The organism is Acidovorax sp. Root402, assembly GCF_001425125.1.
In the GTDB taxonomy this organism is placed as follows: domain Bacteria; phylum Pseudomonadota; class Gammaproteobacteria; order Burkholderiales; family Burkholderiaceae_C; genus Acidovorax; species Acidovorax delafieldii.
The window spans coordinates 590,838-612,796 of the sequence record NZ_LMDQ01000001.1; the positions used below are offsets into that span (position 1 = coordinate 590,838).

Annotated in this window: 22 protein-coding genes; 13 read left to right on the top strand and 9 right to left on the bottom strand. The window is 65.7% G+C overall.

The window, feature by feature from the left end:
- Nucleotide 1 precedes the first annotated feature (1 nt).
- Together ASC83_RS02670 and ASC83_RS02675 are read left to right on the top strand one after the other, a co-directional pair.
- Nucleotides 2-538, top strand: a complete 537-nt coding sequence (locus ASC83_RS02670; protein ID WP_056057511.1) for a hemerythrin domain-containing protein — start codon at nucleotides 2-4, stop codon at nucleotides 536-538.
- A 203-nt stretch (nucleotides 539-741) separates the two neighbouring features.
- Nucleotides 742-1,788 carry a sensor domain-containing diguanylate cyclase gene (locus tag ASC83_RS02675; RefSeq protein ID WP_015012168.1) on the top strand — a complete coding sequence of 349 codons (1,047 nt, stop codon included), beginning with the start codon at nucleotides 742-744 and terminating at the stop codon, nucleotides 1,786-1,788.
- Between the two features lie 104 nt (nucleotides 1,789-1,892).
- Here ASC83_RS02675 and ASC83_RS02680 read toward each other — a convergent pair whose 3' ends face one another.
- From ASC83_RS02680 to ASC83_RS02710, 7 genes are all read right to left on the bottom strand, one after another.
- Nucleotides 1,893-2,252, bottom strand: a complete 360-nt coding sequence (locus ASC83_RS02680) for a hypothetical protein (protein ID WP_235509296.1) — start codon at nucleotides 2,250-2,252, stop codon at nucleotides 1,893-1,895.
- Entirely contained in the window at nucleotides 2,249-3,685 is a 1,437-nt protein-coding gene (creD, locus tag ASC83_RS02685) for a cell envelope integrity protein CreD (RefSeq protein ID WP_056057514.1), read from the bottom strand. The genes ASC83_RS02680 and creD overlap by 4 nt, the downstream gene beginning before the upstream one ends.
- A gap of 113 nt (nucleotides 3,686-3,798) precedes the next feature.
- The gene (gene creC, locus ASC83_RS02690) at nucleotides 3,799-5,265 is read right to left on the bottom strand and encodes a two-component system sensor histidine kinase CreC (RefSeq protein WP_056057517.1); all 1,467 of its coding nucleotides are present in this window, start codon (nucleotides 5,263-5,265) and stop codon (nucleotides 3,799-3,801) included.
- 66 nt (nucleotides 5,266-5,331) lie between these two features.
- Nucleotides 5,332-6,030 carry a winged helix-turn-helix domain-containing protein gene (locus tag ASC83_RS02695; RefSeq protein WP_056057520.1) on the bottom strand — a complete coding sequence of 233 codons (699 nt, stop codon included), beginning with the start codon at nucleotides 6,028-6,030 and terminating at the stop codon, nucleotides 5,332-5,334.
- Between the two features lie 108 nt (nucleotides 6,031-6,138).
- A complete protein-coding gene (locus ASC83_RS02700; RefSeq protein WP_056057523.1) occupies nucleotides 6,139-6,834 on the bottom strand; it encodes a penicillin-insensitive murein endopeptidase in 696 nt (231 codons plus the stop codon).
- Nucleotides 6,835-6,851: 17 nt separating this feature from the next.
- Nucleotides 6,852-7,487, bottom strand: a complete 636-nt coding sequence (locus ASC83_RS02705) for a MarC family protein (protein ID WP_056057526.1) — start codon at nucleotides 7,485-7,487, stop codon at nucleotides 6,852-6,854.
- Nucleotides 7,488-7,666: 179 nt separating this feature from the next.
- A complete protein-coding gene (locus ASC83_RS02710) occupies nucleotides 7,667-8,413 on the bottom strand; it encodes an SDR family oxidoreductase (RefSeq protein ID WP_056057528.1) in 747 nt (248 codons plus the stop codon).
- 122 nt (nucleotides 8,414-8,535) lie between these two features.
- On the opposite strand from ASC83_RS02710, the gene ASC83_RS02715 reads away from it, so the two are divergent.
- Both ASC83_RS02715 and ASC83_RS02720 read left to right on the top strand, forming a co-directional pair.
- Nucleotides 8,536-9,225: a dienelactone hydrolase family protein gene (locus ASC83_RS02715; protein ID WP_056057531.1), complete on the top strand. Its 690-nt coding sequence runs from the start codon at nucleotides 8,536-8,538 to the stop codon at nucleotides 9,223-9,225.
- A gap of 55 nt (nucleotides 9,226-9,280) precedes the next feature.
- Nucleotides 9,281-10,198 carry an amidohydrolase gene (locus tag ASC83_RS02720; protein WP_369816924.1) on the top strand — a complete coding sequence of 306 codons (918 nt, stop codon included), beginning with the start codon at nucleotides 9,281-9,283 and terminating at the stop codon, nucleotides 10,196-10,198.
- Between the two features lie 168 nt (nucleotides 10,199-10,366).
- Here the strand turns inward: ASC83_RS02720 and ASC83_RS02725 are convergent, their stop codons facing one another.
- Nucleotides 10,367-11,614: a magnesium transporter CorA family protein gene (locus ASC83_RS02725; RefSeq protein WP_200938875.1), complete on the bottom strand. Its 1,248-nt coding sequence runs from the start codon at nucleotides 11,612-11,614 to the stop codon at nucleotides 10,367-10,369.
- A 60-nt stretch (nucleotides 11,615-11,674) separates the two neighbouring features.
- The gene (gene hemB, locus ASC83_RS02730; protein ID WP_056057768.1) at nucleotides 11,675-12,682 is read right to left on the bottom strand and encodes a porphobilinogen synthase; all 1,008 of its coding nucleotides are present in this window, start codon (nucleotides 12,680-12,682) and stop codon (nucleotides 11,675-11,677) included.
- A 288-nt stretch (nucleotides 12,683-12,970) separates the two neighbouring features.
- Between hemB and ASC83_RS02735 the strand changes: the two genes are divergently transcribed.
- The 9 genes from ASC83_RS02735 to tuf all read left to right on the top strand — a co-directional run bounded on the left by ASC83_RS02735 (nucleotide 12,971) and on the right by tuf (nucleotide 21,958).
- On the top strand, nucleotides 12,971-13,399 hold the full coding sequence (locus ASC83_RS02735) for a CopD family protein (RefSeq protein WP_015012180.1): 429 nt from the start codon (nucleotides 12,971-12,973) through the stop codon (nucleotides 13,397-13,399).
- 18 nt (nucleotides 13,400-13,417) lie between these two features.
- A complete protein-coding gene (locus ASC83_RS02740) occupies nucleotides 13,418-14,521 on the top strand; it encodes a VanZ family protein (RefSeq protein WP_056057538.1) in 1,104 nt (367 codons plus the stop codon).
- Between the two features lie 98 nt (nucleotides 14,522-14,619).
- Nucleotides 14,620-14,979, top strand: coding sequence for a ferredoxin (locus tag ASC83_RS02745; protein ID WP_015012182.1), 360 nt, complete (start codon nucleotides 14,620-14,622; stop codon nucleotides 14,977-14,979).
- Between the two features lie 87 nt (nucleotides 14,980-15,066).
- Nucleotides 15,067-15,717 carry an alpha/beta hydrolase gene (locus ASC83_RS02750; protein WP_056057541.1) on the top strand — a complete coding sequence of 217 codons (651 nt, stop codon included), beginning with the start codon at nucleotides 15,067-15,069 and terminating at the stop codon, nucleotides 15,715-15,717.
- Between the two features lie 97 nt (nucleotides 15,718-15,814).
- Nucleotides 15,815-16,984, top strand: a complete 1,170-nt coding sequence (locus ASC83_RS02755; RefSeq protein WP_056057545.1) for a D-alanyl-D-alanine carboxypeptidase family protein — start codon at nucleotides 15,815-15,817, stop codon at nucleotides 16,982-16,984.
- Between the two features lie 264 nt (nucleotides 16,985-17,248).
- Nucleotides 17,249-17,626: a 30S ribosomal protein S12 gene (gene rpsL, locus ASC83_RS02760; RefSeq protein WP_015012185.1), complete on the top strand. Its 378-nt coding sequence runs from the start codon at nucleotides 17,249-17,251 to the stop codon at nucleotides 17,624-17,626.
- A 175-nt stretch (nucleotides 17,627-17,801) separates the two neighbouring features.
- Complete coding sequence (gene rpsG, locus ASC83_RS02765) at nucleotides 17,802-18,275, top strand: 30S ribosomal protein S7 (protein ID WP_005798541.1); 474 nt, start codon at nucleotides 17,802-17,804, stop codon at nucleotides 18,273-18,275.
- Between the two features lie 148 nt (nucleotides 18,276-18,423).
- Nucleotides 18,424-20,526 (top strand): elongation factor G, encoded by a 2,103-nt coding sequence (gene fusA, locus ASC83_RS02770; RefSeq protein ID WP_056057548.1) that lies wholly within the window; start codon nucleotides 18,424-18,426, stop codon nucleotides 20,524-20,526.
- A gap of 142 nt (nucleotides 20,527-20,668) precedes the next feature.
- The gene (gene tuf / locus ASC83_RS02775; RefSeq protein ID WP_156379399.1) at nucleotides 20,669-21,958 is read left to right on the top strand and encodes an elongation factor Tu; all 1,290 of its coding nucleotides are present in this window, start codon (nucleotides 20,669-20,671) and stop codon (nucleotides 21,956-21,958) included.
- Nucleotide 21,959 lies beyond the last annotated feature (1 nt).

Consider the following 21,959-nt stretch of genomic DNA (forward strand, 5'->3'; position numbering starts at 1 on the left):
CATGGCCCACCTCGAATGGTCTGATGCGTTGAACCTCGACCTGCCCCTGATGGATGACACCCACCGGGAGTTCGTCGACTTGCTGGCCGCCGTGGACCAGGCCGGTGACGCCGACCTGCTGCCCCGCTGGTGCGCGCTGGTGGAGCACACCGAGCAGCATTTCGGGCAGGAAGATGACTGGATGGCCTCCACCCGATTTGCATCGGGCAACTGCCACAGCATGCAGCACAAGGTGGTGCTGCAGGTGATGCGTGAAGGCACGGCCCGCGCCGAACAGGGCGACCTGAAGGTGCTGCGCGTCATGGCCAGCGAGCTGGCGCTGTGGTTTCCGCAGCATGCGCAGAGCATGGATGCCTCGCTGGCCCTGCACCTGCGCCGTGTGGGGTTTGACCCTGTGACCGGCGTGGTGCACGCTCCCGGCGCGTTACCGGGTGCGTTGATCCACGGTTGCGGTGGGGCCACGTGTTCGGACACCGACGCCCCGGGTGCGAGCGAGCCCGCTGCCCAACGCGATATCGCGCCCGCTGTGGCTGCCTGACCGCGACGCAGCTGCGCTGTCCGCCCGCAGCGGCAAGCGCCAGCAGACGCTGAACGAACAAACCAGAGGCAGGCACGGCACGGCCAGAGCACCGCCCTGGCGTGACCCGGGGGCCATCGGGCTTTCACCCGTGCAGCCGTCCTGCTTGTGTGGCATGCTGCCCCATCTCAAGGCAATTGGGGGCGGCGCGGCCGCTTCGCATCATGGCCGACACCACCCCTCCCGACGACCCCTGCGACGACACGGCCCGTCTCCAGGCCCTGCAGCGCTACGGCATTCTCGACACGCCCATGGAGCCCGCCTACGACGAGCTGGCCGACCTGGCGGGCTACGTGTGCGAAGCGCCGGTGGCATTGATCAGCCTGCTGGACAGCCAGCGCCAGTGGTTCAAGGCCGCCCGGGGGTTTGCGCTGCGCGAAACCCCGCTGAGCGAGTCGGTGTGCCGCTATGCCATCCGCCAGTCCGGCGTCTTCATCGTGCCCGACCTGGCACAAGACCCGCGCTTTGCGCACTATGCGATCGTCACGCAGAAGAACCCCCTGCGCTTTTACGCCGGGGCGCCGCTGGTCACGCCCGATGGCTTTGTGCTGGGCACGCTGTGCGTGCTGGACCACCGGCCGCGCGAGCTGTCAGCCAAGGTGCAGGACCTGCTGTCCGCCCTGGCGCGCCAGGTGATCCGGCTGCTGGAGCTCAAGCGTGCCAACGACCGCCAGGGCCAGATGCTGATGGAGCTGGAGGCGGCGCGCCACCAGATGGCGGTGCTGGCCCACACCGATGTGCTGACCGGGTTGGCCAACCGCCGCTCGTTCACCGATCGCCTGCGCCAGGAATGGGCACTGCTGCAGCGGGGCAATGAGCCAGCCAGCCTGCTGATGATGGACCTGGACCACTTCAAGCGCGTGAACGATGTGTACGGCCACCATGTGGGTGACCAGGCCCTGCAGCTGTTTGCCACCCTGTGCCGCGACGTCTTCCGGGCGGCCGATGTGCTGGGGCGCTGGGGGGGCGAGGAGTTTCTGGCCCTGTTGCCCGCCACCGGGCTCGACCAGGCACAGGTGGTGGCCGAGCGTGTGCATGCGGCGCTGGCCGCCCACCCGCTGCCCGGCATCGAGCCGGCGCTAGTGCTGTCGGTCAGCATGGGGCTCACCCTGTTCGACCCGCTGCGGCCGCTGGACATCACCCTGCGCCTGCTGGACTCTGCGCTCTACACCGCCAAGCGCGAGGGGCGCAGCCGCACCGTGGTGGTGTAAATGCTCTGCTTTTGATAGCTGCTGGCGCATATTGCACTAGCGCTACCACCCGTTTTTACTAAAAATTGTGTCCCAGGGGCCTGCGCACGGCCCCCGGGACACCTTCAGAACTCCGGGCGGCGCGGCAACAGCAAGGCCGCGGTGCGCCACGCCAGGTCGCGCAGCGCCCGGCGCAGGGCGGGCGAATCTGCAGCGCCGCTTGCAGGCCCTCCGTGGCTGTGGTCCGCCTCGGCACGGTGGGGGCAAAAGGCTGCGTCCAGCACCTGCTGCTTGGCGCAGTGCAAGGCCAGCCGGTCCTGCGACCGCAGGGCCGCCATCAACTGGTCGCGGTGGCGCTGCACGCGGGCCGATTCGGCGGCGGTCAGCGCAGGGCCCCTTGCGGGGTCGGTGCTGGCGGGCGGCGTCAGGGCCTGGGCCTGCGCCAGGTACTGGGCCCAGCGGGTGGTCTGCGCGGCGGCGTTCATGCAGCCTCCGCGCGGGGGGCTGCGGGGCGCTGCATGGGCGGCATGGTGGGGCGCGGGGGCGTGCCGCCTTGCGACAGGCCGTACCAGTTCACCTTGCGCGTCAGCACCATCACCGCTGCCAGCACCAGGAAGAGCGCAATCGCACCTACCACCAGCGCCGTCTGCTCCAGCTGCAGCAGCACGTATAGCAGGCCATACAGCAGCGCAATGCCCGCCCCCAGTGGCACACCGCGCGTGAGCCCGCCCAGCATGTGGCTGGCGTAATAGGCCAGCAGCAGCACACACGCGCTCGCGGCCACCGCGTACGAAATGCCAAACGGCAGGTGCTCCGACAGGCTCACCAGCAGCAGGAAGAAGCTGCACAGCGCGCTGCCCACCAGCAGGTACTGCACCGGGTGCACGCGCAGCTTCTTCATCAGCTCGAACAGGCCCACGGCCACGAAGGTGAGGGCGATGAACAGCACACCGTACTTGGTCGCGCGGTCCGACAGGGAATAGGGATTCACCGGGTCGATGAAGGCCACGCTGAAGCTGTCGGCGCAGTCGCCCGGCGTGGCCCCGCTGTGTGCATAGTCGCTGCCCTCATCCGCACCCAGGCAGATGCGCTTGCCGTTCGCAATGTCGGCCTGCGCCGTGGTGGCCAGCGACGACAGGCGCCACTGGGCCGAAAAGCCGGTCTTCTTGACCTCGCGTTCCGATGGCAGAAAGCGCCCGGCAAACGACGGGTGGGGCCAGCTGCTGGTCATCAGCACCTCGGTGTTGCCGCCCAGCGGTACGATGGCCAGGCGCTCGGTGCCCACCAGTTCCAGGTCCAGCGTGGCCGTGAGGCCGTCGGCCTTGCCACGCACGGATTCGGGCAGCACCGCGTGCAGGCCCCGGCTGTAGGTGGGGTGGAAGGTGCCAGGCTTGAGCGCCAGCGCCTGGCTGCCCATGGTGAACTGCGCAGTGCGGATGCCGCGTGCATCGCCCACGGCCATCATCACAATGGGTGCGCCGCAGTGCATGCGCGAATTCTTCATGCTGCTCTGCGGCAGCAGGCTGGCCAGCGAACCCCATTGCGCCGTCACGTTGGCCTTGAGGTTGTAGGTGTTCACCTTGTGCAGCCCGCGTGCGCGTTCTTCCATCGCGGCGCCGGTGGTGAGCTTGAGCTGTTCGGGCATGGCGGTCAGGATGAACTCGCGGCGCTTTTCGACCATGCGGCGCTCGTCACCCTTGCCGACTTCTTCATCCCAGCTCTCCACGCAGGCGCTGTGGATCATGGGGCCCATCAGCGTCTGCGGCCCGGCCAGGCTCTCGGCCACGCTCTGCGCGGTGATGCTGCGGTAGCGCAGCCGGTCGCGCACCACGTCTTCGATCAGGCCCAAGCCAAAGAGCAGCAACACGGTGATGGCGGTCAGCGCCGCCAGTTTGGTGAACAAGGGGTGTTTGAACAAAAGATCCTCCACAAGTGACTGTTGTGGAGGCAGTGTTGTGGCGCGCTGTGAGGGCGCTATGAAGTTTGTGAGGCCAGTGTGAAGTGGGGATCGCTGGCGGTGGCTTTCGCTGCTCAGGCGGCGCGGTACACCAGCTCCACCCGCAGCCCCGGTGCTGTGTTGCGCGCCACCATCTGCCCGCCGTGCAGCGCCATCACGCGCTGCACAATCGCCAGCCCCAGGCCCGATCCGCTGCGCTCGCCGCCCGGCCGTGCGGTGGTGAAAAAGCGCTCGCCCAGGCGCGGCAGCGCGTAGTCGGGCACGCCGGGGCCGCTGTCTTGCACGGCCACTGTGGCGCCGTCCAGTTCTACCCGCACCGTGCTGCCTGCGGGCGCAAAGTCGATCGCGTTGTCCAGCAGGTTGGTCAGCGCCAGCGTCACCAGTTCGGCCTCCCACGGGCCGCTGGTGCCGTGCCCTTCCAGTGCCAACGTGACGCCGCGCTGCCCCGCGCGGGCGCGGGTCTGGGCAATGGCGGCCTCGGCGCAGTCGTGCAGCGCCACGGGCGCGCGGCCTTCGGCGTGCTGGCGCTGCTCCAGCTTGGACAGCTCCAGCAGCCGGTCGATGATGCGCTGCAGGCGTTCGCTTTGCTGCACCACCTGGGTCGCAAACTCGGCGCGGTCTGCGGCGGGCAGCTCGTCCTGCAGCAGCTCGCCCGCGCCCCGGATGGCGGCCACGGGGCTTTTGAGTTCGTGCGTGAGCGCGCGCACATAGCCCTCGATGTAGTCGCGCCCCTCCAGCCGCGCGCGCATGCGGTCCATGGCGCGGGCCAGGTCGCCCAGCTCGCCGGGCACCTCGGGCACAGCCAGGGCCGTGGGGGGCGGAAGAGTTGGGTCGTGGCGTTCGCCGTCGGCCGGGCCCTGCACGCTCAGGGCGTAGTCGCGCAGGCGGCGCACGTTCCACACCATCCACAGCGTCACCGCCACGCCCACGGCGGCCGAGAGCGCCAGCAGCAAAAGCCCGCCCATGAACACCTTGCGCTCGGCCCGGTCGATGAAGCGCTGCACCGTGCGCGAGGGCTTGGCCACGGTGAGCACACCCGCGATCTGGCTTTTGACGTAGATGGGCGCGGCCACATGCATCACGCCGCTGGTGTCGTCATCTTCCACATCGCGCGTAGAGCGCGCTCCGTACTCGCCGCGCAGCGTGCGGGCTACGTCGCGCCACTGCGAATAATCGGCACCGATGGCACGGTTTTCCGAGTCGAACAGCACGCGCCCCGTGGTGTCGGTCACATAGATGCGGTAGTCAAGCGACTGCTTGGAAAAGCCCCAGATGGCCGCATCGATGGGCCGCGCGGCATAGCGCCGCACATGCTGCGCAAACGGGCTGGTGCTGCTGTTGTTGGCCTGTGCCGCCAGCCGCCCGGCGGCCAGGTCCTCGCTGGCCAGCTCGGCCAGGATGTTGGCCGTGTCCACCATCATGTCTTCCATCACCTCGCGCACGCTGGGCTTGATCTCGGCCATGAACACGCGCAGCACAAAGAACGCGGCGATGCCGTTGATGAGGAAGAAGGCGAACAGCAGACGGATGCCGAGGCGCATGGTGCGTTACTTCAAAAACAATAGCTGCCAGCGCTTGAGCGATGAGCGCTAGTGGCCGATTGGGCTTCAGATGTCCAGGCAATACCCCATGCCCCGGTGCGTGCTGATGTACTCGCGCGCCGGGTCCAGCTCGCGCAGCTTGGCGCGCAGGGTCTTGATGTGGGTGTCCACCGTGCGGTCGGTGCTTTCGCTGTCGTCGCCCCAGGCGGCGGCCAGCAGGGTGTCGCGCGAGTGGATGCGGCCTGCGCCGCGCAGCAGGTGGGACAGCAGGCGGTACTCGCGCCGGGTCAGCGGCAGGGCCTGGCCGCGCAGGCTGATGCGCTGGCCGGCCTCGTCGTCGTGGAACAGCGCGGCGGCCGTGGCGGCGGGCGCTGCCGGGTGGCCGTTGCCGTGACCCGCGCGGCGCAGCAGCGCCTTCACGCGGGCGGCCAGTTCGCGCGGGCTGAAGGGTTTGGTCAGGTAGTCGTCCGCGCCCAGCTCCAGGCCCAGCACGCGGTCGATCTCTTCACCGTGGGCGCTGAGCATCAGCACGGGCAGGGCGGCGGTGGGCGGCGCATGGCGCACATCGCGCAGCAGGTCCAGACCGCTGCCGTCGGGCAGGCCCACGTCCAGCACCAGCAGGTCAAACCGCGCACGCTGCAGCTGCTGGCGCGCGTCATGCACCAGCAGGCTGTGTGTAACGGTCAGGCCATCGCGCTCCAGCGCGTAGGCCACGGTGCGGGCGATGGCGGGGTCGTCTTCAAGTAATAGAAGCCGGGCGGTCATCTCAATCGTGCCTCACCCTGGTTCGCCAGCCGTGTGTGGATAGGGTGCTGCCAGGCGCCGTCATTGCGACCGTGGAGCAGACTCCAGCGGGTTCCATAAACTGACGGGTTATCCGACTTTCGGCTTGCACGCAATGCGGAAATCGATGTGGTAGTGCTCATCATGTCGGACCCACGGTTTCCCCTTCATGAAGGGTAGTTCGTTCTGCAGATAGGCGCCGTGTTTGGTGGCAAACAGCTTTGGCAAGAACTCTGTATCGAAGATCACGAGTGTGATTCCTGCACCATTGGCCTTTGCCGCAAGCTGCAGTTGGTACAGATGCTCCGCCGTAGCCTCGAAGTCGATGGTGTAGTTCTCATACCTCGCGTTGGAGTCGAACTCTATGTCGTAGCCAAGCTTGTTGGAAACGCGTGTAGGAAGTGGCACAGATTTCCCTGCGGCATCTCGAACCGGAACAAAAAAATCCACTGACAGGCCGTTCTGGTGGGTGCGATGTGGACGAATGCGGCCTCCCGAAGACCACCCAGTCTCTCCATAGACATACCGATTGGAAGGTGTTTCTTTGGCCAGTGCTGCGTAGGAAGAAATGATGATCTTTGCAACTGTGGAGTGAACGTACGTTCGACCCGCAGTTGCACCCAAGACACTGTAAGAGGTGAAGTTTGGCCCTTGGCTAGGAAGCTTTACGCCCCCTTCCAAACGGCCGTTGCTCACTGTGCCGTAGCACTGGCTTTCTGCGGCCATGAGGGGGGAGGCCGGTTGAAGCGAAATGAGCGCTATCAAAAACCAGGCAAAACGTGGCATGAGGTTCTTGAGGCGGCTCAGCGGGCGATCAACACCGGGAAGATTTTGCCCAGCCCGTCCGCCATCACCTCCACCGCCAGCGCGGCCAGGATCAGGCCCATCAGGCGGGTCATCACATTGATGCCGGTCTTGCCCAGCACGCGCGCAATCGGGTCGGCCAGCGCAAAGCACACGGCCGTGGCCAGCGCGATGACCACGCCGTAGCCCACCAGCGCGGCGTGCTGCCAGAAGGTCTGGGCGCGGTCGGCATAAATCACCACGGTGGACATGCTGGCCGGGCCGGTGAGCAGCGGAATGGTGAGCGGCACCACGGCAATGCTGCTGCCGGCGGCGGCCTTTTCGGCGCCTTCTTCGTATTCGTTTGTGCTGGGCTTTGCCTCGGCGGGCTGGGCGTTGAGCATGTTCATCGCGCTGATGAGCAGCAGCATGCCGCCGCCCACCTGGAAGCTCTGCAGCGAGATGTTGAAGAAGTCGAGGATCTGCAGGCCCAGCAGCGCACAGGCTGCAATCACGCAGAACACGCTGAAGCTGGCCACCTGTATGGTGCGTCGCCGCTGCGGGTACGAAAAGCCCTGCGTGTAGTGGATGAAGAACGGCACGATGGCCAGCGGGTTCACGATGGCCAGCAGGGTGATCAGGGGTTTGAGGTCCATCAAGGCGCTCCCAAGGGCAAGTGGGCAGGGTGGTTCTTCGGGGGGCTCAGGCCAACGGCAGATGAAGGTGGCGCAGCCCGGGCTGTGCGCGAGTATGCGGTGTTTTCTGCACCGTTTGGCGGTCGGGCATGCTGCGCTGCAGCGTGCTTGCTACTGGGTTGTGCGATGCCCTGCGCGCCCTAGCGTCCGCCCGATACATCCATCAAGGTGGCTGTGGTGTAGCTCGCTGCAGGGGACATCAGCCAGACGATGGCCTCGGCCACCTCATCGGCCGTGCCGCCGCGCTGCATGGGCACCTGGTGCGAGAGGTCGCGCACCCGGTCGGGCAGGCCGCCGCTGGCGTGGATGTCGGTCTCGATCAGGCCCGGGCGCACGGCGTTCACGCTGATGCCCTCGGCCGCCACTTCGCGCGCCAGGCCGATGGTGAAGGTGTCGATGGCGCCCTTGGCGGCCGCGTAGTCCACATACTGATGGGCCGAGCCCAGGCGCGAGGCGGCGCTGGACACATTGACGATGGCACCGCCGCTGCCGCCGTGGCGCGTGCTCATGCGCCGCACGGCCTCGCGGGCGCAGACGATGCTGCCGATCACGTTGGTGTCGAACATGCGGCGCAGGCGTTCGGTGCTCATTTCGTCCACCCTGGCGGTCACGTCCACCACCCCGGCGTTGTTGACCAGGGCGCTGATGCGGCCCAGCTGGGTGTCCACGGCCTGGAACATGGCCAGGATGTCGGCCTCGCTCGCCACGTCACCCTGCACCGCGATGGCGGTGCCGCCTTCTGCACGGATGGCATCGACCACGCTCTGCGCAGCGGCCTCGTTGGCGAGGTAGTTGACGGCCACGGCCCAGCCATGTTTTGCGGCCAGCCGTGCGGTGGCGGCGCCAATGCCCCGGCTGGCGCCAGTGATTAGTGCGATCTTCTCCATGGGGTGGGGTCTCCTGCAAGAATGGCGCATTGGAACAGGTTCTGCCCCCCGCAGCGCAGCGCCCGCACCCATAGCGCGGACCCTCTGCGCACCATACGTACCAAATCCAAGGAGCATTCAGCATGGGACAGTTTGTCGATCTGACGTCGAGTGACGGTTTTGTGGCCCCCGCCTGGGTCGCCAGGCCCGAGGGCACGCCCCGTGGCGCTGTGGTGGTGCTGCAAGAAATTTTTGGCGTGAACTCGCACATCCGTTCGGTGGCCGACCGCTACGCCGCCAGCGGCTACCTGGCCGTGGCGCCATCCACCTTTCACCGCGTCAAGCAAGGGGTGGAGCTGGGCTACACCGGTGACGACATGCAGGCCGGCATGGGCCTGAAGGCTGCGGTCGAGGCCCTGCCCGCGCCGGGCGTGTTGCCCGACATCCAGGCCGCCATCGACTACGCCGCGCAGCAAAGCGGCGGCAAGGTGGGCATCGTGGGCTACTGCTGGGGCGGCCTGCTGACCTGGCGCTCGGCCTGCCTGCTGCAGGGCCTGTCGGCCGCCGTGCCGTACTACGGCGGTGGCGTGACCACGCCGGAAGAAGTGGCCCGCACGCCCAAGGTGCCGGTGCTGGCCCACTTTGGCGAGCGCGACCACTGGATCCCACTGGACAGCGTGCAGGCCTTCGGCAAGGCCCACCCAGAGGTCGAAGTGCATGTGTACGCCGCCGACCACGGCTTCAACTGCGACCAGCGCGGCAGCTACGACGAGGCCGCCGCCAACACGGCCCGCGAGCGCACCCTGGCCTTCTTTGCCAAGCACCTGGGCTGAACCGCCCCAGTAACAGAGACGGCGACACGATTGCGAACAACCAACGGGGGTGGTCATGGCGGATTTCAGGCAATTTCGGCCTCAAGCGCTATTCCGTCATGTGCTGGCAGCTACTATTTTGATAGCGCTATGCGCCACCACCCACGCGGCCGATTACACCGGCCCCCTGTTCGACGCCCACCTGCACTACAACGAGGAAGCCTGGGACGGCCGCTCAGGCCCGCACCCACCCGCCGATGTGCTGGCACGCATGAAGGCCAGCGGCGTGCGCGCCATCGTGGCCAACTCGCGGCCCAATGCCGGGTCGCTCGCCCTGGCGGGCCTGCCGCAGACCCGCGAGGCCGGTGTGACGGTGGTGCCGTTTGTGCGGCTGTACCGCAACCGCGCCGACTACACCGGCTGGTTTGCCGACGACACCATCTACGACATGGTGCAGACCGAACTGGCCCGAGGCACGCCGGCCGGCCCGTACCGGGGCCTGGGCGAATTCCACCTGTACGACAGCGCCAACGCCAACGGCCCCGTGGCCAAAAAGCTCATGGCCCTGGCCGAACAGCGTGACCTGGTGGTGCTGGCCCATGTGGACGACACCGCCATCGACCTGCTGATGGCTAACACCCCGTCCCAAGGTCAGAAGGCCCGGCTGATCTGGGCCCACACCGGCATTGGCGGCGCGCCTGTGGAGCGGGTGGACGCCCTGATGGCCCGCTACCCGGGCCTGGTGGGCGAACTCTCGTACCGCCCCGGCCTGGTCTGCGACGACAACCAGCTGTGCCCCGCCTGGCGCGCGCTGCTGCTCAAGTACCCCACGCGCTTCGTGATCGGCTCGGACACCTGGGTCAACCAGCGCTGGCAGCACTACGAAAGCCTGATGCAGGGCTACCGCCAGTGGCTGGGCGGCCTGCCCGCCGATGTGGCGCGCAAGGTGGCTTGGGACAACGCGGCGGGGTTGTTTGGGGTGGCCCGGCCATAAGGCACTGGAACGCATGACCCTTCCTGTTTTTGGGTGACGCACGCTGATACGGGCGCTGACCCAAGCCAGGGATGCCAAGCAAGGGCCGCCCCGCAGCGAGGGCATCGTCCCCCTTCCCGGCGAAGCCGAGAGAAGGGGGAAGGCCCGAAGGGCCTCAGGGGGATGTTCCTATCTTGTCCTCGCCAGATACCGCTTGCGCCAGAACAGCAGCACCAGCGACAGCGCGATGAACACCATCGACCCCATGGCCCACCAGAAGCCGTCGGCCTTGTGCACCAGTGGAATGAACTCGAAGTTCATTCCGAAAATGCCCGCAATCAGGTTCAGCGGCAAAAACACGGCCGTGAGCGCCGTGAGGGTGCGCATGATGTCGTTGGTGCGGTTGCTCTGCACCGAAAAGTGCATCTGCACGGCGGTTTCGGTGCTCTGCTCCAGGCGCCGCACGTGGTGCACCACGCGCTCGATGTGCTCCAGCACGTCGCGGCTGCGCACCTTGAGCAGGTCCAGCTCGCGCAGGCCCGCCGGCGTGTCGGGCAGGGCCCAGGTTTCCAGCGCGTCGATCCAGTCCTGCACGGCGGTGCGCTGGTCTTCGCAGATCTCGTCGAGCATGTGCAGCGACAGGCGCGCTTCGAGCAGCGAGGTCCAGTTCACGTACCGCGCGCGGGGCTTGAGCAGTTCGGTCTGCCAGTGGTCCAGCTGGCGGGTGAGCTCGCGGCGCAGGTCCAGGTAGCCGTCCACCATCTGGTTGACCACGCGCAGCATCAGGTCGGCGGGACTGGTGGGCAGGCGTGCGCCCGAGATCGGGCTGCTGCGGCCCTCGCCCATGCCGGGGCTGGCGTGGGCGTTGCCGTGGGCGGCAGCATGGCTGGCGGTGGCGTTGGTGCCATTGCTATTGCCGTTGCCATTGGCCGGGGTGGCCGCCAGCAGCCGCGTCGCGTAGGCATCGCGCACTGCGCAGTCGGTGGGGTGCACGGTCAGCAGCAGCTGGTCGAACACCGCAAATCCCACGGGGCTGGTGTCGATGCGCCGCAGCACGGGCGGGCCGCTGCGCTTGACCGGGGCGTTGGGGTTGTTGTCGGGCTCGGCGGCAACGGCCGGTGTGGCGGGGGCAGCAGGCCCGGGCTGCCCGGCCTGCGCAGCATCGCCCTGCACCGTGGCCAGGCGGCGGAACACCAGCAGGTCGTACTGCGAGGTGTAGTCGTAGTGCGAGGGCAGCTGGGCGTTGAGCAGGTCGGACACATGCAGGTCCACCAGCTGCAGCCCGATCAGCGCCTGCAGGCGGCCCTGGATCTCGGCGAGCCGCGCCTGAAAGGCCGGACGCGCGCAGGCGATCCAGAGGAAACCCTGCGCCGGCATCTGGGCGGGCAGGGCGGTGAGCTCCTGCACGCCGCTGCTGTGGATGTGAAAGATGCGCATGGACACCGTGGTTTCAGTCAAAAGCGCCGGTAGCGCTAGTGGAATATGCGCTGACAGCTATTATTTTTGTAGCTTGCGTGCCACGTCGCGCGCAAAGTAGGTCAGCACGCCGTCGGCGCCTGCGCGCTTGAAGGCCAGCAGGCTTTCCATCATCACGGCGTCGTGGTCCAGCCAGCCGTTGGCGGCAGCGGCCTTGATCATGGCGTACTCGCCGCTCACCTGGTAGGCAAAGGTGGGCACGTGGAACTCGTCCTTCACGCGGCGCACGATGTCCAGGTAGGGCATGCCGGGTTTCACCATCACCATGTCGGCGCCTTCGGCGATGTCGATGGCCACTTCGCGCAGGGCCTCGTCGCTGTTGCCGGGGTCCATCTGGTACACGTTCTTGTCGGCCTTGCCCAGGGCGCCGCGCGTGCCCACCGCGTCGCGGAACGGGCCGTAGAAGGCGCTGGCGTATTTGGCGCTGTAGGCCATGATGCGGGTGTGGATGTGGCCCTGCACCTCCAGCGCCTCGCGGATCGCGCCAATGCGGCCGTCCATCATGTCGCTGGGGGCGACGATGTCCACGCCTGCCTCGGCATGCGTGAGCGCCTGGCCAGTGAGGATCTCCACCGTCTCGTCGTTGATGATGTAGCCGGTCTCGTCCAGCACGCCGTCCTGGCCGTGGCTGGTGTAGGGGTCCAGCGCCACGTCGGTCATCACGCCCAGGTCGGGAAACTCCTTCTTCAGTGCGCGCACCACGCGCGGGATCAGGCCGTCGGGGTTCAGGGCTTCCTTGCCGTCGGGCGTCTTGAGCGACGGGTCAATCGCCGGGAACAGCGCCAGCACCGGGATGCCCAGCTTCACGCAGTCCGCGGCCACGGGCAGCAGCAGGTCCAGGCTCAGGCGGTCCACGCCGGGCATGGAGGTCACGGCCTCGCTGCGGTTCGTGCCCTCGTGCACGAACACAGGGTAGATCAGGTCGTCCGCGGTGACCACGTTCTCGCGCACCAGGCGGCGGGTGAAGGCATCGCGGCGCAGGCGGCGCGGGCGGTTCTGGGGGAAGGGGGCAGGGCTTTGGAGATGCATCATCGGATTATGAAGCCCTCCCTGTGGCGCTGTGTCCCGGCTCGCGCCCCGGTGGCAGGGGGACGTGCGGCGGTGGTTGGCGCTTCGGGCGCGCTGTGGAAAAGCCGCTTGTAACCGCCCAGGCCCAGTGCTAGATTGGTGCCGGGCGGCTTGCCGCCCCCCGCTTTTCCTCCCTGAGCGGGACCTGGGCTGCAGCGATGCGGCACAGGCTTTCCCGGCCCGGCGGATCTGCCGGGCTTTTTTTTGGGGTTGTCCCGTCGGAGTGGCGTAGGCCCGTAAACTGCCCCCATGCTCTGGGTCAAAGCCTTTCACATCGTTTTCGTGGCCAGCTGGTTTGCGGGCCTGTTCTATCTGCCGCGCATCTTCGTCAACCTGGCGATGGTGGCGCCCGGCTCGGCCGCCGAGCGCGACCGCCTGCTGCTCATGGCGCGCAAGCTGATGCGCTTTACCACCCTGCTGGCTGTGCCCGCCATTGCGCTGGGGCTGTGGCTGTGGCTGGGCTACGGCATTGGCCGGGGCCCGGGCAATGGCTGGATGCACGCCAAGCTGGCCGTGGTGGTGCTGGTCATCGGCTACCACCACGCGTGCAGCGTGCTGCTGCGCAAGCTGGCCGACGGCACCAGCCGCCGCAGCCATGTGTGGTTCCGCTGGTTCAACGAAGCACCGGTGCTGCTGCTGCTGGTGGCCGTGGTGCTGGTGGTGGTCAAACCCTTTTGACGGAGACGCAGAGGGCGCATGCACAAAACCTCTGCTTGGCCGCTCGCGCTAACGTACACGGCGCTGATCGTTTTTGCCAGCCTGTTCCCGTTTGACGGGTGGCGCGAGCAGGGCATCGACCCCCTGGTCTTCCTGCTGGCCCGGTTGCCCCCGCCGTACTGGACGGGGTTTGACGTGGTCACCAACCTCGTGGGCTACGCGCCCCTGGGCTTCCTGCTGGTGCTGGGCCTGTTGCGATCGGGCTGGCGGCGTGTGCTGTGGGCGGTGGCGCTGGCCACGCTGGTGGGCACGCTGCTGTCGCTGTGCATGGAGTTTCTGCAGATCTACCTGCCCCGGCGCGTGCCCTCCAACCTGGACCTGGCGCTCAACGCGCTGGGCACGCTGGCCGGTGCGCTGAGCGCCGCGCTGCTGGAGCGGCTGGGGGCGCTGGACCGCTGGAGCGACTTCCGGGCGCGCTGGTTTGTGTCCGACGCCTCGGGCGGCATGGTGCTGCTGGCGCTGTGGCCGCTGGCGCTGCTGTTTCCGGCCGCGGTGCCCTTTGGCCTGGGCCAGGTGCTGGAACGGCTGGAGGCCGCGCTCATCGATCTGCTGGCCGATACGCCGTTCCTGGAGTGGCTGCCTCTGCGCGAGACCGAGCTGGACCCGCTGTCACCCAGTGGTGAGCTGCTGTGCGTCACCCTGGGGCTGCTTATCCCCTGCCTGCTGGGGTATTGCGTGATCCGCCAGATGGGGCGGCGCGCCCTGTTTGCGCTGGCGGTGGTGGGGGTGGGCATTGTGCTGACCGCGCTGTCCGCCGCACTCAGCTGGGGCCCCGTGCACGCCTGGGAGTGGATGGATCTGCCCGTGCGCGTGGGCGTGTGGGCGGCGCTGGCGTTGGCCCTGCTGATGCTGGCCCTGCCGCGCCGTGCCTGCGCTGCCGTGCTGCTGCTGGCGCTCACCTGGCATCTGGCACTGCTGAACCAGGCGCCCACCAGTGCCTACTTTGCCCAGACGCTGCAGATCTGGGAGCAGGGCCGTTTCATCCGCTTTTATGGTCTGGGACAGTGGCTGGGCTGGCTGTGGCCCTACCTGACGCTGCTGTATGTGGTGTTTCGGGTGTCGCGGCGAGAGGGCGGGGCCTGAGTCGCAGTGCGATGGCCTCCGGCTTTCTGTGTGGCCGGGCAGGCGCTTGGGGCGTGGCCTCGCCCGCTGGGAGAGGCAGGGGTCCTTAAAATGCAGGGATGAGCGACACCCCTTCCGCACCGGCCGCAGCGCCCGGTTATTACCAGCGCCACATCTTCTTCTGCCTCAACGAGCGCACCAACGGGGAAGACAGCTGCGCGCACCACAACGCACAGGCGGGTTTTGACCGCTGCAAGGCCCAGGTCAAGGCCGCCGGGCTGGCGGGTGCCGGCAAGGTGCGTGTGAACAAGGCCGGTTGCCTGGACCGTTGCGCGGGTGGCCCCGTGGCGGTGGTCTACCCCGAGGGCACCTGGTACACCTATGTGGATGCGGCGGACATCGACGAAATCGTCGAATCGCACCTCAAGAACGGCCAGGTGGTGGAGCGTCTGGTCACGCCAGCGGAACTTGGCCGCTGAGCGCGGCTCCATCCCTGTCTTGGAACGATTTTGGCAGCAGGCGCTAGTGGATCATGCCCCTGTTGCTATTGATTGAGTAGCAAATCCGTGAATGCCCAGACCGAACGCCTGACCCTGTCCGGCCCCGCAGGCGCCATCGAGGCCGTGCGCGACAGCGCCACCCTGGCCGATGGCGCGGCGCCCCGTGGCGTCGCCATCATCGCCCACCCGCATCCGCTGTTTGGCGGCACCATGGACAACAAGGTGGTGCAGACCCTGGCGCGCGCGTTTGTGCAGTGTGGCTGGACGGCGGTGCGCTTCAACTTCCGCGGCGTGGGCGCCACGGCCGGCGTGTACGACGAAGGACGGGGTGAGTTGCAGGACCTGCTGGCGGTGGTGGAGCAGGTGGCTCCCGCCGCCGAGGGGCAACCCCTGGCGCTGGCGGGGTTTTCTTTCGGTGCATTTGTCACCAGCCATGCGCTGGAGGCACTGTGGCCCACGCAGCGCGTGGAGAAGGTCGTGCTGGTCGGCACGGCCGCCAGCCGCTTCACGGTGGCCCCGGTGCCGCCCGATGCCCACCTGCGCACGCTGGTCGTGCACGGCGAGCAGGACGACACCGTGCCGCTGTCCGCCGTGATGGACTGGGCCCGGCCCCAGATACTGCCTGTCACAGTCGTCCCCGCGGGGGGGCATTTCTTTCACGGACAATTACCGCTTCTGAAGAACCTGGTGGTCCGCCACCTGCAATCGGGCGCCTGAGGGGTGCCGCCCGGACCGGCTCCGGCCGTCCGTCGTCTTCCCTCTCCCGCCCACTCTCCCACCCTTTTTTCGAGCCTCTCCAGCCCCCTCCTGCCCCATGAAACGAATCCTGTCTGCGTTGCGATCCCTGGCCGTCTTTGCTGCGGTGGCCCCGGCTGCCTTTGGCGCCCTGGCCCAGGCACCCCAGCCCCCCGAAATCGCCGCGCGCACCTACCTGCTGGTGGATGTCACCGCCAACCAGGTGCTGGCCGCCAAGGACATCGACGCGCCGGTGGAGCAGGCCTCGCTCACCAAGCTCATGACGGGCTACCTGGTGTTTGATGCGCTGCGCTCCAAGAAGATCGCGCTGGACCAGAAGCTGCCCGTGAGCGTGCGCGCCTGGAAGATGCCCGGCTCGCGCATGTTCATCGACCCCAAGATGCAGGTGCCGGTCGAAGACCTCATCAAGGGCATGATCGTGCAGTCCGGCAACGACGCCACCATGGCCCTGGCCGAAGGCGTGGGCGGCACGGCTGAGAACTTCGTCAAGCTCATGAACGACCAGGCGCAGGCGCTGGGTATGAAGGGCACGAGCTACAAGAACCCCGAAGGCCTGACGGAGCCCGGCCACACCACCACGGCGCGCGACCTCTCCGTGCTGGCCATGCGGCTGATGAAGGACTTCCCGGAGTACATGCACTATTACTCCACCAAGCAGTACAGCTACCCGGGTACTCCGGCATCGAACGGCAGCAACCGCAATTCGCTGCTGTTCCGCGATCCCACGGTCGATGGCCTCAAGACCGGCCACACCGCTGCGGCGGGCTACTGCCTGGTGGCCACGTCCAAGCGTGAATTCCCCGGCGTGGGCCAGCGCCGACTGCTGTCCATCGTGCTGGGTGCCGCGAGCGAAAACGCGCGCGCGAACGAAAGCCAGAAGCTGCTGAACTGGGGTTACACCGCGTTCGAGGCGGTCAAGTTGTTTGACGCAGGCAAGCCGGTGGCGACCCCTGCCGTCTGGAAGGGCAAGGACAGCGTGCTGAAGATCGGCCGCGAGGAGGCCATCGTGGTCGCCGTGCCCGCCGGCAGCGCTGGCAAGGTCACCACCCAGATCGCCCGCCCCGACCCGTTGGTGGCGCCTTACACCAAGGGTCAGGCCATTGGCACCCTCAAGGTCATGCTGGGCGACCAGTCCATCGGCGAAGTGCCCCTGGTGGCGCTGGAGGCGGTGGAACAGGCCGGCATCCTGGGCCGTGCCTGGGATGCCATCCGCCTCTGGATCAAGTGACCCTGCGTCGCAGAAGGTAGCGAACCACTTCTGAAATCATAGCTGGCTGCGCAGGTCCGGCGTATGCCGGGCCTGTTTTTCGCTCCTTTTGCAGCCAGTTCCTGTCAGATCACCGGGATGGCTGCAGGTGCCAGAAACTGCTGCAAGCCGCAGTGGGCTTGCCTTTCAGGGGGCATCCTGCTACATTAGAAGGCTTTTCGGAATTTCCGAAGGGATTCACGTTTTCGCTTTCACGAAGCAAATTCACGTTTAGGGACGTATTTCATGCCAACCATTAATCAACTGGTCCGTCAGGGGCGCGAGGTCGAAAAGACCAAGTCCAAGAGCCCTGCGATGGAAAACTCTCCACAGCGCCGTGGTGTGTGCACTCGTGTGTACACCACGACGCCTAAGAAGCCTAACTCCGCTCTGCGTAAGGTCGCCAAGGTGCGCCTGACCAACGGTTTTGAGGTGATCTCCTACATCGGCGGTGAAGGCCACAACCTGCAGGAACACAGCGTGGTGCTGGTTCGCGGCGGTCGTGTGAAGGACTTGCCCGGTGTGCGTTACCACATCGTGCGTGGTTCGCTGGACTTGCAAGGCGTGAAAGACCGCAAGCAAGCCCGCTCCAAGTACGGCGCGAAGAAGCCAAAGGCCAAGTAAGCCCTGGCCCTTTCGGTCTGAAGAATTTTCGGTGCTGTTTTTCCGCGTGGCGCGGAGGTGCAGCGTAGTGGCCCCAAACGCAGGTGTTCTGCGCGGGTCGAGTAAGTGGGAGTCCAGAGATTGGCTCTCGCGGTGTCTGAAAAGATGCCAACTGAAGCAAAGATAGAGGTAAAAAATGCCACGTCGTCGCGAAGTCCCCAAACGTGAAATCCTGCCGGATCCCAAGTTCGGCAATGTAGAGCTGTCCAAATTCATGAACGTGATCATGGAAGGCGGCAAGAAGGCAGTTGCAGAGCGCATCATTTACGGCGCCCTGGAACTGATCGAGAAGAAGCACCCCGATAAAGACCCTCTGGAAGCCTTCACCGTTGCCATCAACAACGTGAAGCCCATGGTGGAAGTGAAGTCCCGCCGCGTGGGCGGTGCCAACTACCAGGTGCCCGTGGAAGTGCGCCCTGTCCGTCGTCTGGCCCTGTCCATGCGCTGGATCAAGGAAGCCGCCCGCAAGCGCGGTGAAAAGTCGATGGCCCAACGCCTGGCCAACGAACTGCTGGAAGCCACCGAAGGCCGTGGCGGCGCCATGAAGAAGCGTGACGAAGTGCACCGTATGGCCGAAGCCAACAAGGCATTCAGCCACTTCCGCTTCTAAAACGCGGATTTGCCCTGATATAGGCCCAAGGCTGCTGGCGTTTTGCCTGCAGCCTTGTGTCGATTTCAGGCAGTCACAAAATTGACGGGTTGCAGCGCCAGAATGCTGGGCCCGCCCCCGAATAACACGACCCATCCAAGGATCCACCATGGCTCGCAAGACCCCCCTCGAGCGTTACCGCAATATCGGTATCTCGGCCCACATTGACGCTGGCAAGACCACCACGACCGAGCGTATTCTTTTCTACACCGGCGTGAACCACAAGATTGGTGAAGTGCACGACGGCGCGGCCACCATGGACTGGATGGAGCAAGAGCAAGAGCGTGGCATCACGATCACCTCGGCTGCGACGACCTGCTTCTGGAAGGGCATGGACATGTCCTTCCCAGAGCACCGCATCAACATCATCGACACCCCCGGCCACGTGGACTTCACGATTGAAGTGGAGCGTTCCATGCGCGTGCTGGACGGTGCCTGCATGGTGTACTGCGCCGTGGGTGGCGTGCAGCCCCAGTCGGAAACCGTCTGGCGCCAGGCCAACAAGTACAAGGTGCCACGTCTGGCCTTTGTGAACAAGATGGACCGCACCGGTGCCAACTTCTTCAAGGTCGTGGACCAGATGAAGCTGCGCCTGAAGGCCAACCCTGTGCCAATCGTGATCCCGATCGGTGCCGAAGAAAACTTCAAGGGCGTGGTCGACCTGCGCAAGATGAAGGCCATCATCTGGGACGAAGCCTCCCAGGGCATGAAGTTCAACTTCGAAGAAATCCCGGCCGATCTGGTGGCAACTGCCACTGAATGGCGCGAGAAGATGGTCGAAGCCGCTGCTGAAGCCTCTGAAGACCTGATGAACAAGTACCTGGAAGAGGGCGATCTGTCGGAAGAAGAGATCACCCAAGGCCTGCGTACTCGCACCATCGCTGGTGAAATCCAGCCCATGCTGTGCGGCACTGCGTTCAAGAACAAGGGTGTGCAGCGCATGCTGGACGCCGTGATCGAACTCATGCCTTCGCCGCTGGACGTGCCTCCAGTGCCTGGCTTCGACGAAGACGACAAGGAAGTCACTCGCAAGGCGGACGACAACGAGAAGTTCTCCGCCCTGGCATTCAAGCTGATGACCGACCCGTTCGTGGGCCAGCTGACGTTCGTGCGTGTGTACTCCGGCGTGCTCTCCAAGGGCGACACCGTGTACAACCCAGTGCGTGGCAAGAAGGAACGTATCGGCCGTATCGTGCAGATGCACGCCAACGAGCGCCAGGAAGTGGACGAAATCCGCGCCGGTGACATCGCTGCCTGCGTGGGTCTGAAGGACGTGACGACCGGTGAAACCCTGTGCGATCCAGCCGCCGTGGTGACGCTGGAGCGCATGGTGTTCCCTGAGCCTGTGATCCGTCAGGCTGTGGAACCCAAGTCCAAGGCCGACCAGGAAAAGATGGGTATCGCCCTGTCGCGCCTGGCCGCTGAAGATCCATCGTTCCGCGTGCAGACCGACGAAGAGTCCGGCCAGACCATCATTGGCGGCATGGGCGAGTTGCACCTCGAAATCATCGTGGACCGCATGAAGCGTGAATTCGGCGTGGAAGCCAACGTGGGCAAGCCCCAGGTGGCTTACCGCGAAACCATCCGCAAGACGGTGGAAGAAGCCGAAGGCAAGTTCGTGCGCCAGTCCGGTGGTAAGGGTCAGTACGGCCACGTCGTGCTCAAGATCGAACCCAACGAAGCCGGCAAGGGCATCGAGTTCGTGGACGCGATCAAGGGCGGTGTGGTGCCTCGCGAATTCATCCCGGCCGTGGAAAAGGGTATCAACGAAGCTGTGACGCAAGGCGTGCTGGCTGGTTACCCCGTGGTGGACGTCAAGGTCACGCTGCACTTCGGTTCGTACCACGATGTGGACTCGAACGAACTGGCGTTCAAGATGGCTGCCATCTTCGGCTTCAAGGAAGGTTGCAAGAAGGCCGGTCCGGTCATTCTGGAACCCATGATGGCCGTGGAAGTGGAAACGCCTGAAGACTACGCCGGTAACGTGATGGGCGACCTGTCCAGCCGTCGCGGCATGGTGCAGGGCATGGACGACATGGTCGGTGGCGGTAAGGCCATCAAGGCCGAAGTACCCCTGTCCGAAATGTTCGGCTACTCCACGACCCTGCGCTCCATGTCGCAAGGCCGTGCCACCTACACGATGGAATTCAAGCACTACAGCGAAGCACCTCGCAACGTGTCTGAAGCCATCATGGCAGCGCGCGCCAAGTAAGTAAGCACTTCGCCCGGGCCCTTGTGGTCCGGGCTTTGTTTTGTCTGCGATCCGGTGCCACTCTGTTCCCTGTGCGGAGTGAATCAGCAACCAGATGCAGACGTAAAACCACTACACAGGGATTGCTCTTTGGAGAATTGAAATGGCAAAAGGTAAGTTTGAACGCACCAAGCCCCACGTGAACGTGGGCACGATCGGTCACGTGGACCATGGCAAGACGACGCTGACGGCAGCGATCGCTACCGTGTTGTCCGCCAAGTTCGGGACCAAGCCCCACGTGAACGTGGGCACGATCGGTCACGTGGACCATGGCAAGACGACGCTGACGGCAGCGATCGCTACCGTGTTGTCCGCCAAGTTCGGCGGCGAAGCCAAGGCCTACGACCAGATCGACGCTGCGCCCGAAGAAAAGGCCCGCGGTATCACGATCAACACCGCCCACGTGGAATACGAAACGGCCAACCGCCACTACGCTCACGTGGACTGCCCCGGCCACGCCGACTATGTGAAGAACATGATCACCGGCGCTGCCCAGATGGACGGCGCTATCCTGGTCTGCTCCGCTGCTGACGGCCCCATGCCCCAGACCCGCGAGCACATCCTGCTGGCTCGCCAAGTGGGCGTGCCTTACATCATCGTGTTCCTGAACAAGTGCGACATGGTGGACGACGAAGAACTCCTGGAACTCGTCGAAATGGAAGTGCGCGAACTCCTGGACAAGTACGACTTCCCAGGCGACGACACCCCCATCATCCGTGGCTCTGCCAAGCTCGCCCTGGAAGGCGACAAGGGCAAGCTGGGTGAAGAAGCCATCATGAAGCTGGCCGAAGCCCTGGACACCTACATCCCCACGCCAGAGCGCGCTGTGGACGGTGCCTTCCTGATGCCTGTGGAGGACGTGTTCTCCATCTCCGGCCGTGGCACCGTGGTGACCGGTCGCGTGGAACGCGGCATCATCAAGGTCGGCGAAGAAATCGAAATCGTGGGTATCCGCGACACGCAAAAGACCACCTGCACCGGTGTGGAAATGTTCCGCAAGCTGCTGGACCAAGGCCAAGCTGGCGACAACGTCGGCCTGCTGCTGCGCGGTACCAAGCGCGAAGACGTGGAGCGTGGCCAAGTGCTGTGCAAGCCCGGCTCGATCAAGCCCCACACCCACTTCACGGCTGAGGTGTATGTGCTGAGCAAGGACGAAGGCGGTCGCCACACTCCTTTCTTCAACAACTACCGTCCCCAGTTCTACTTCCGCACGACCGACGTGACTGGCGCCATCGAGCTGCCAGCCGACAAGGAAATGGTCATGCCTGGTGACAACGTGTCGATCACTGTGAAGCTGATCAACCCCATCGCCATGGAAGAAGGTCTGCGCTTCGCTATCCGCGAAGGCGGCCGTACCGTGGGCGCTGGCGTCGTGGCCAAGATCATTGCTTAAT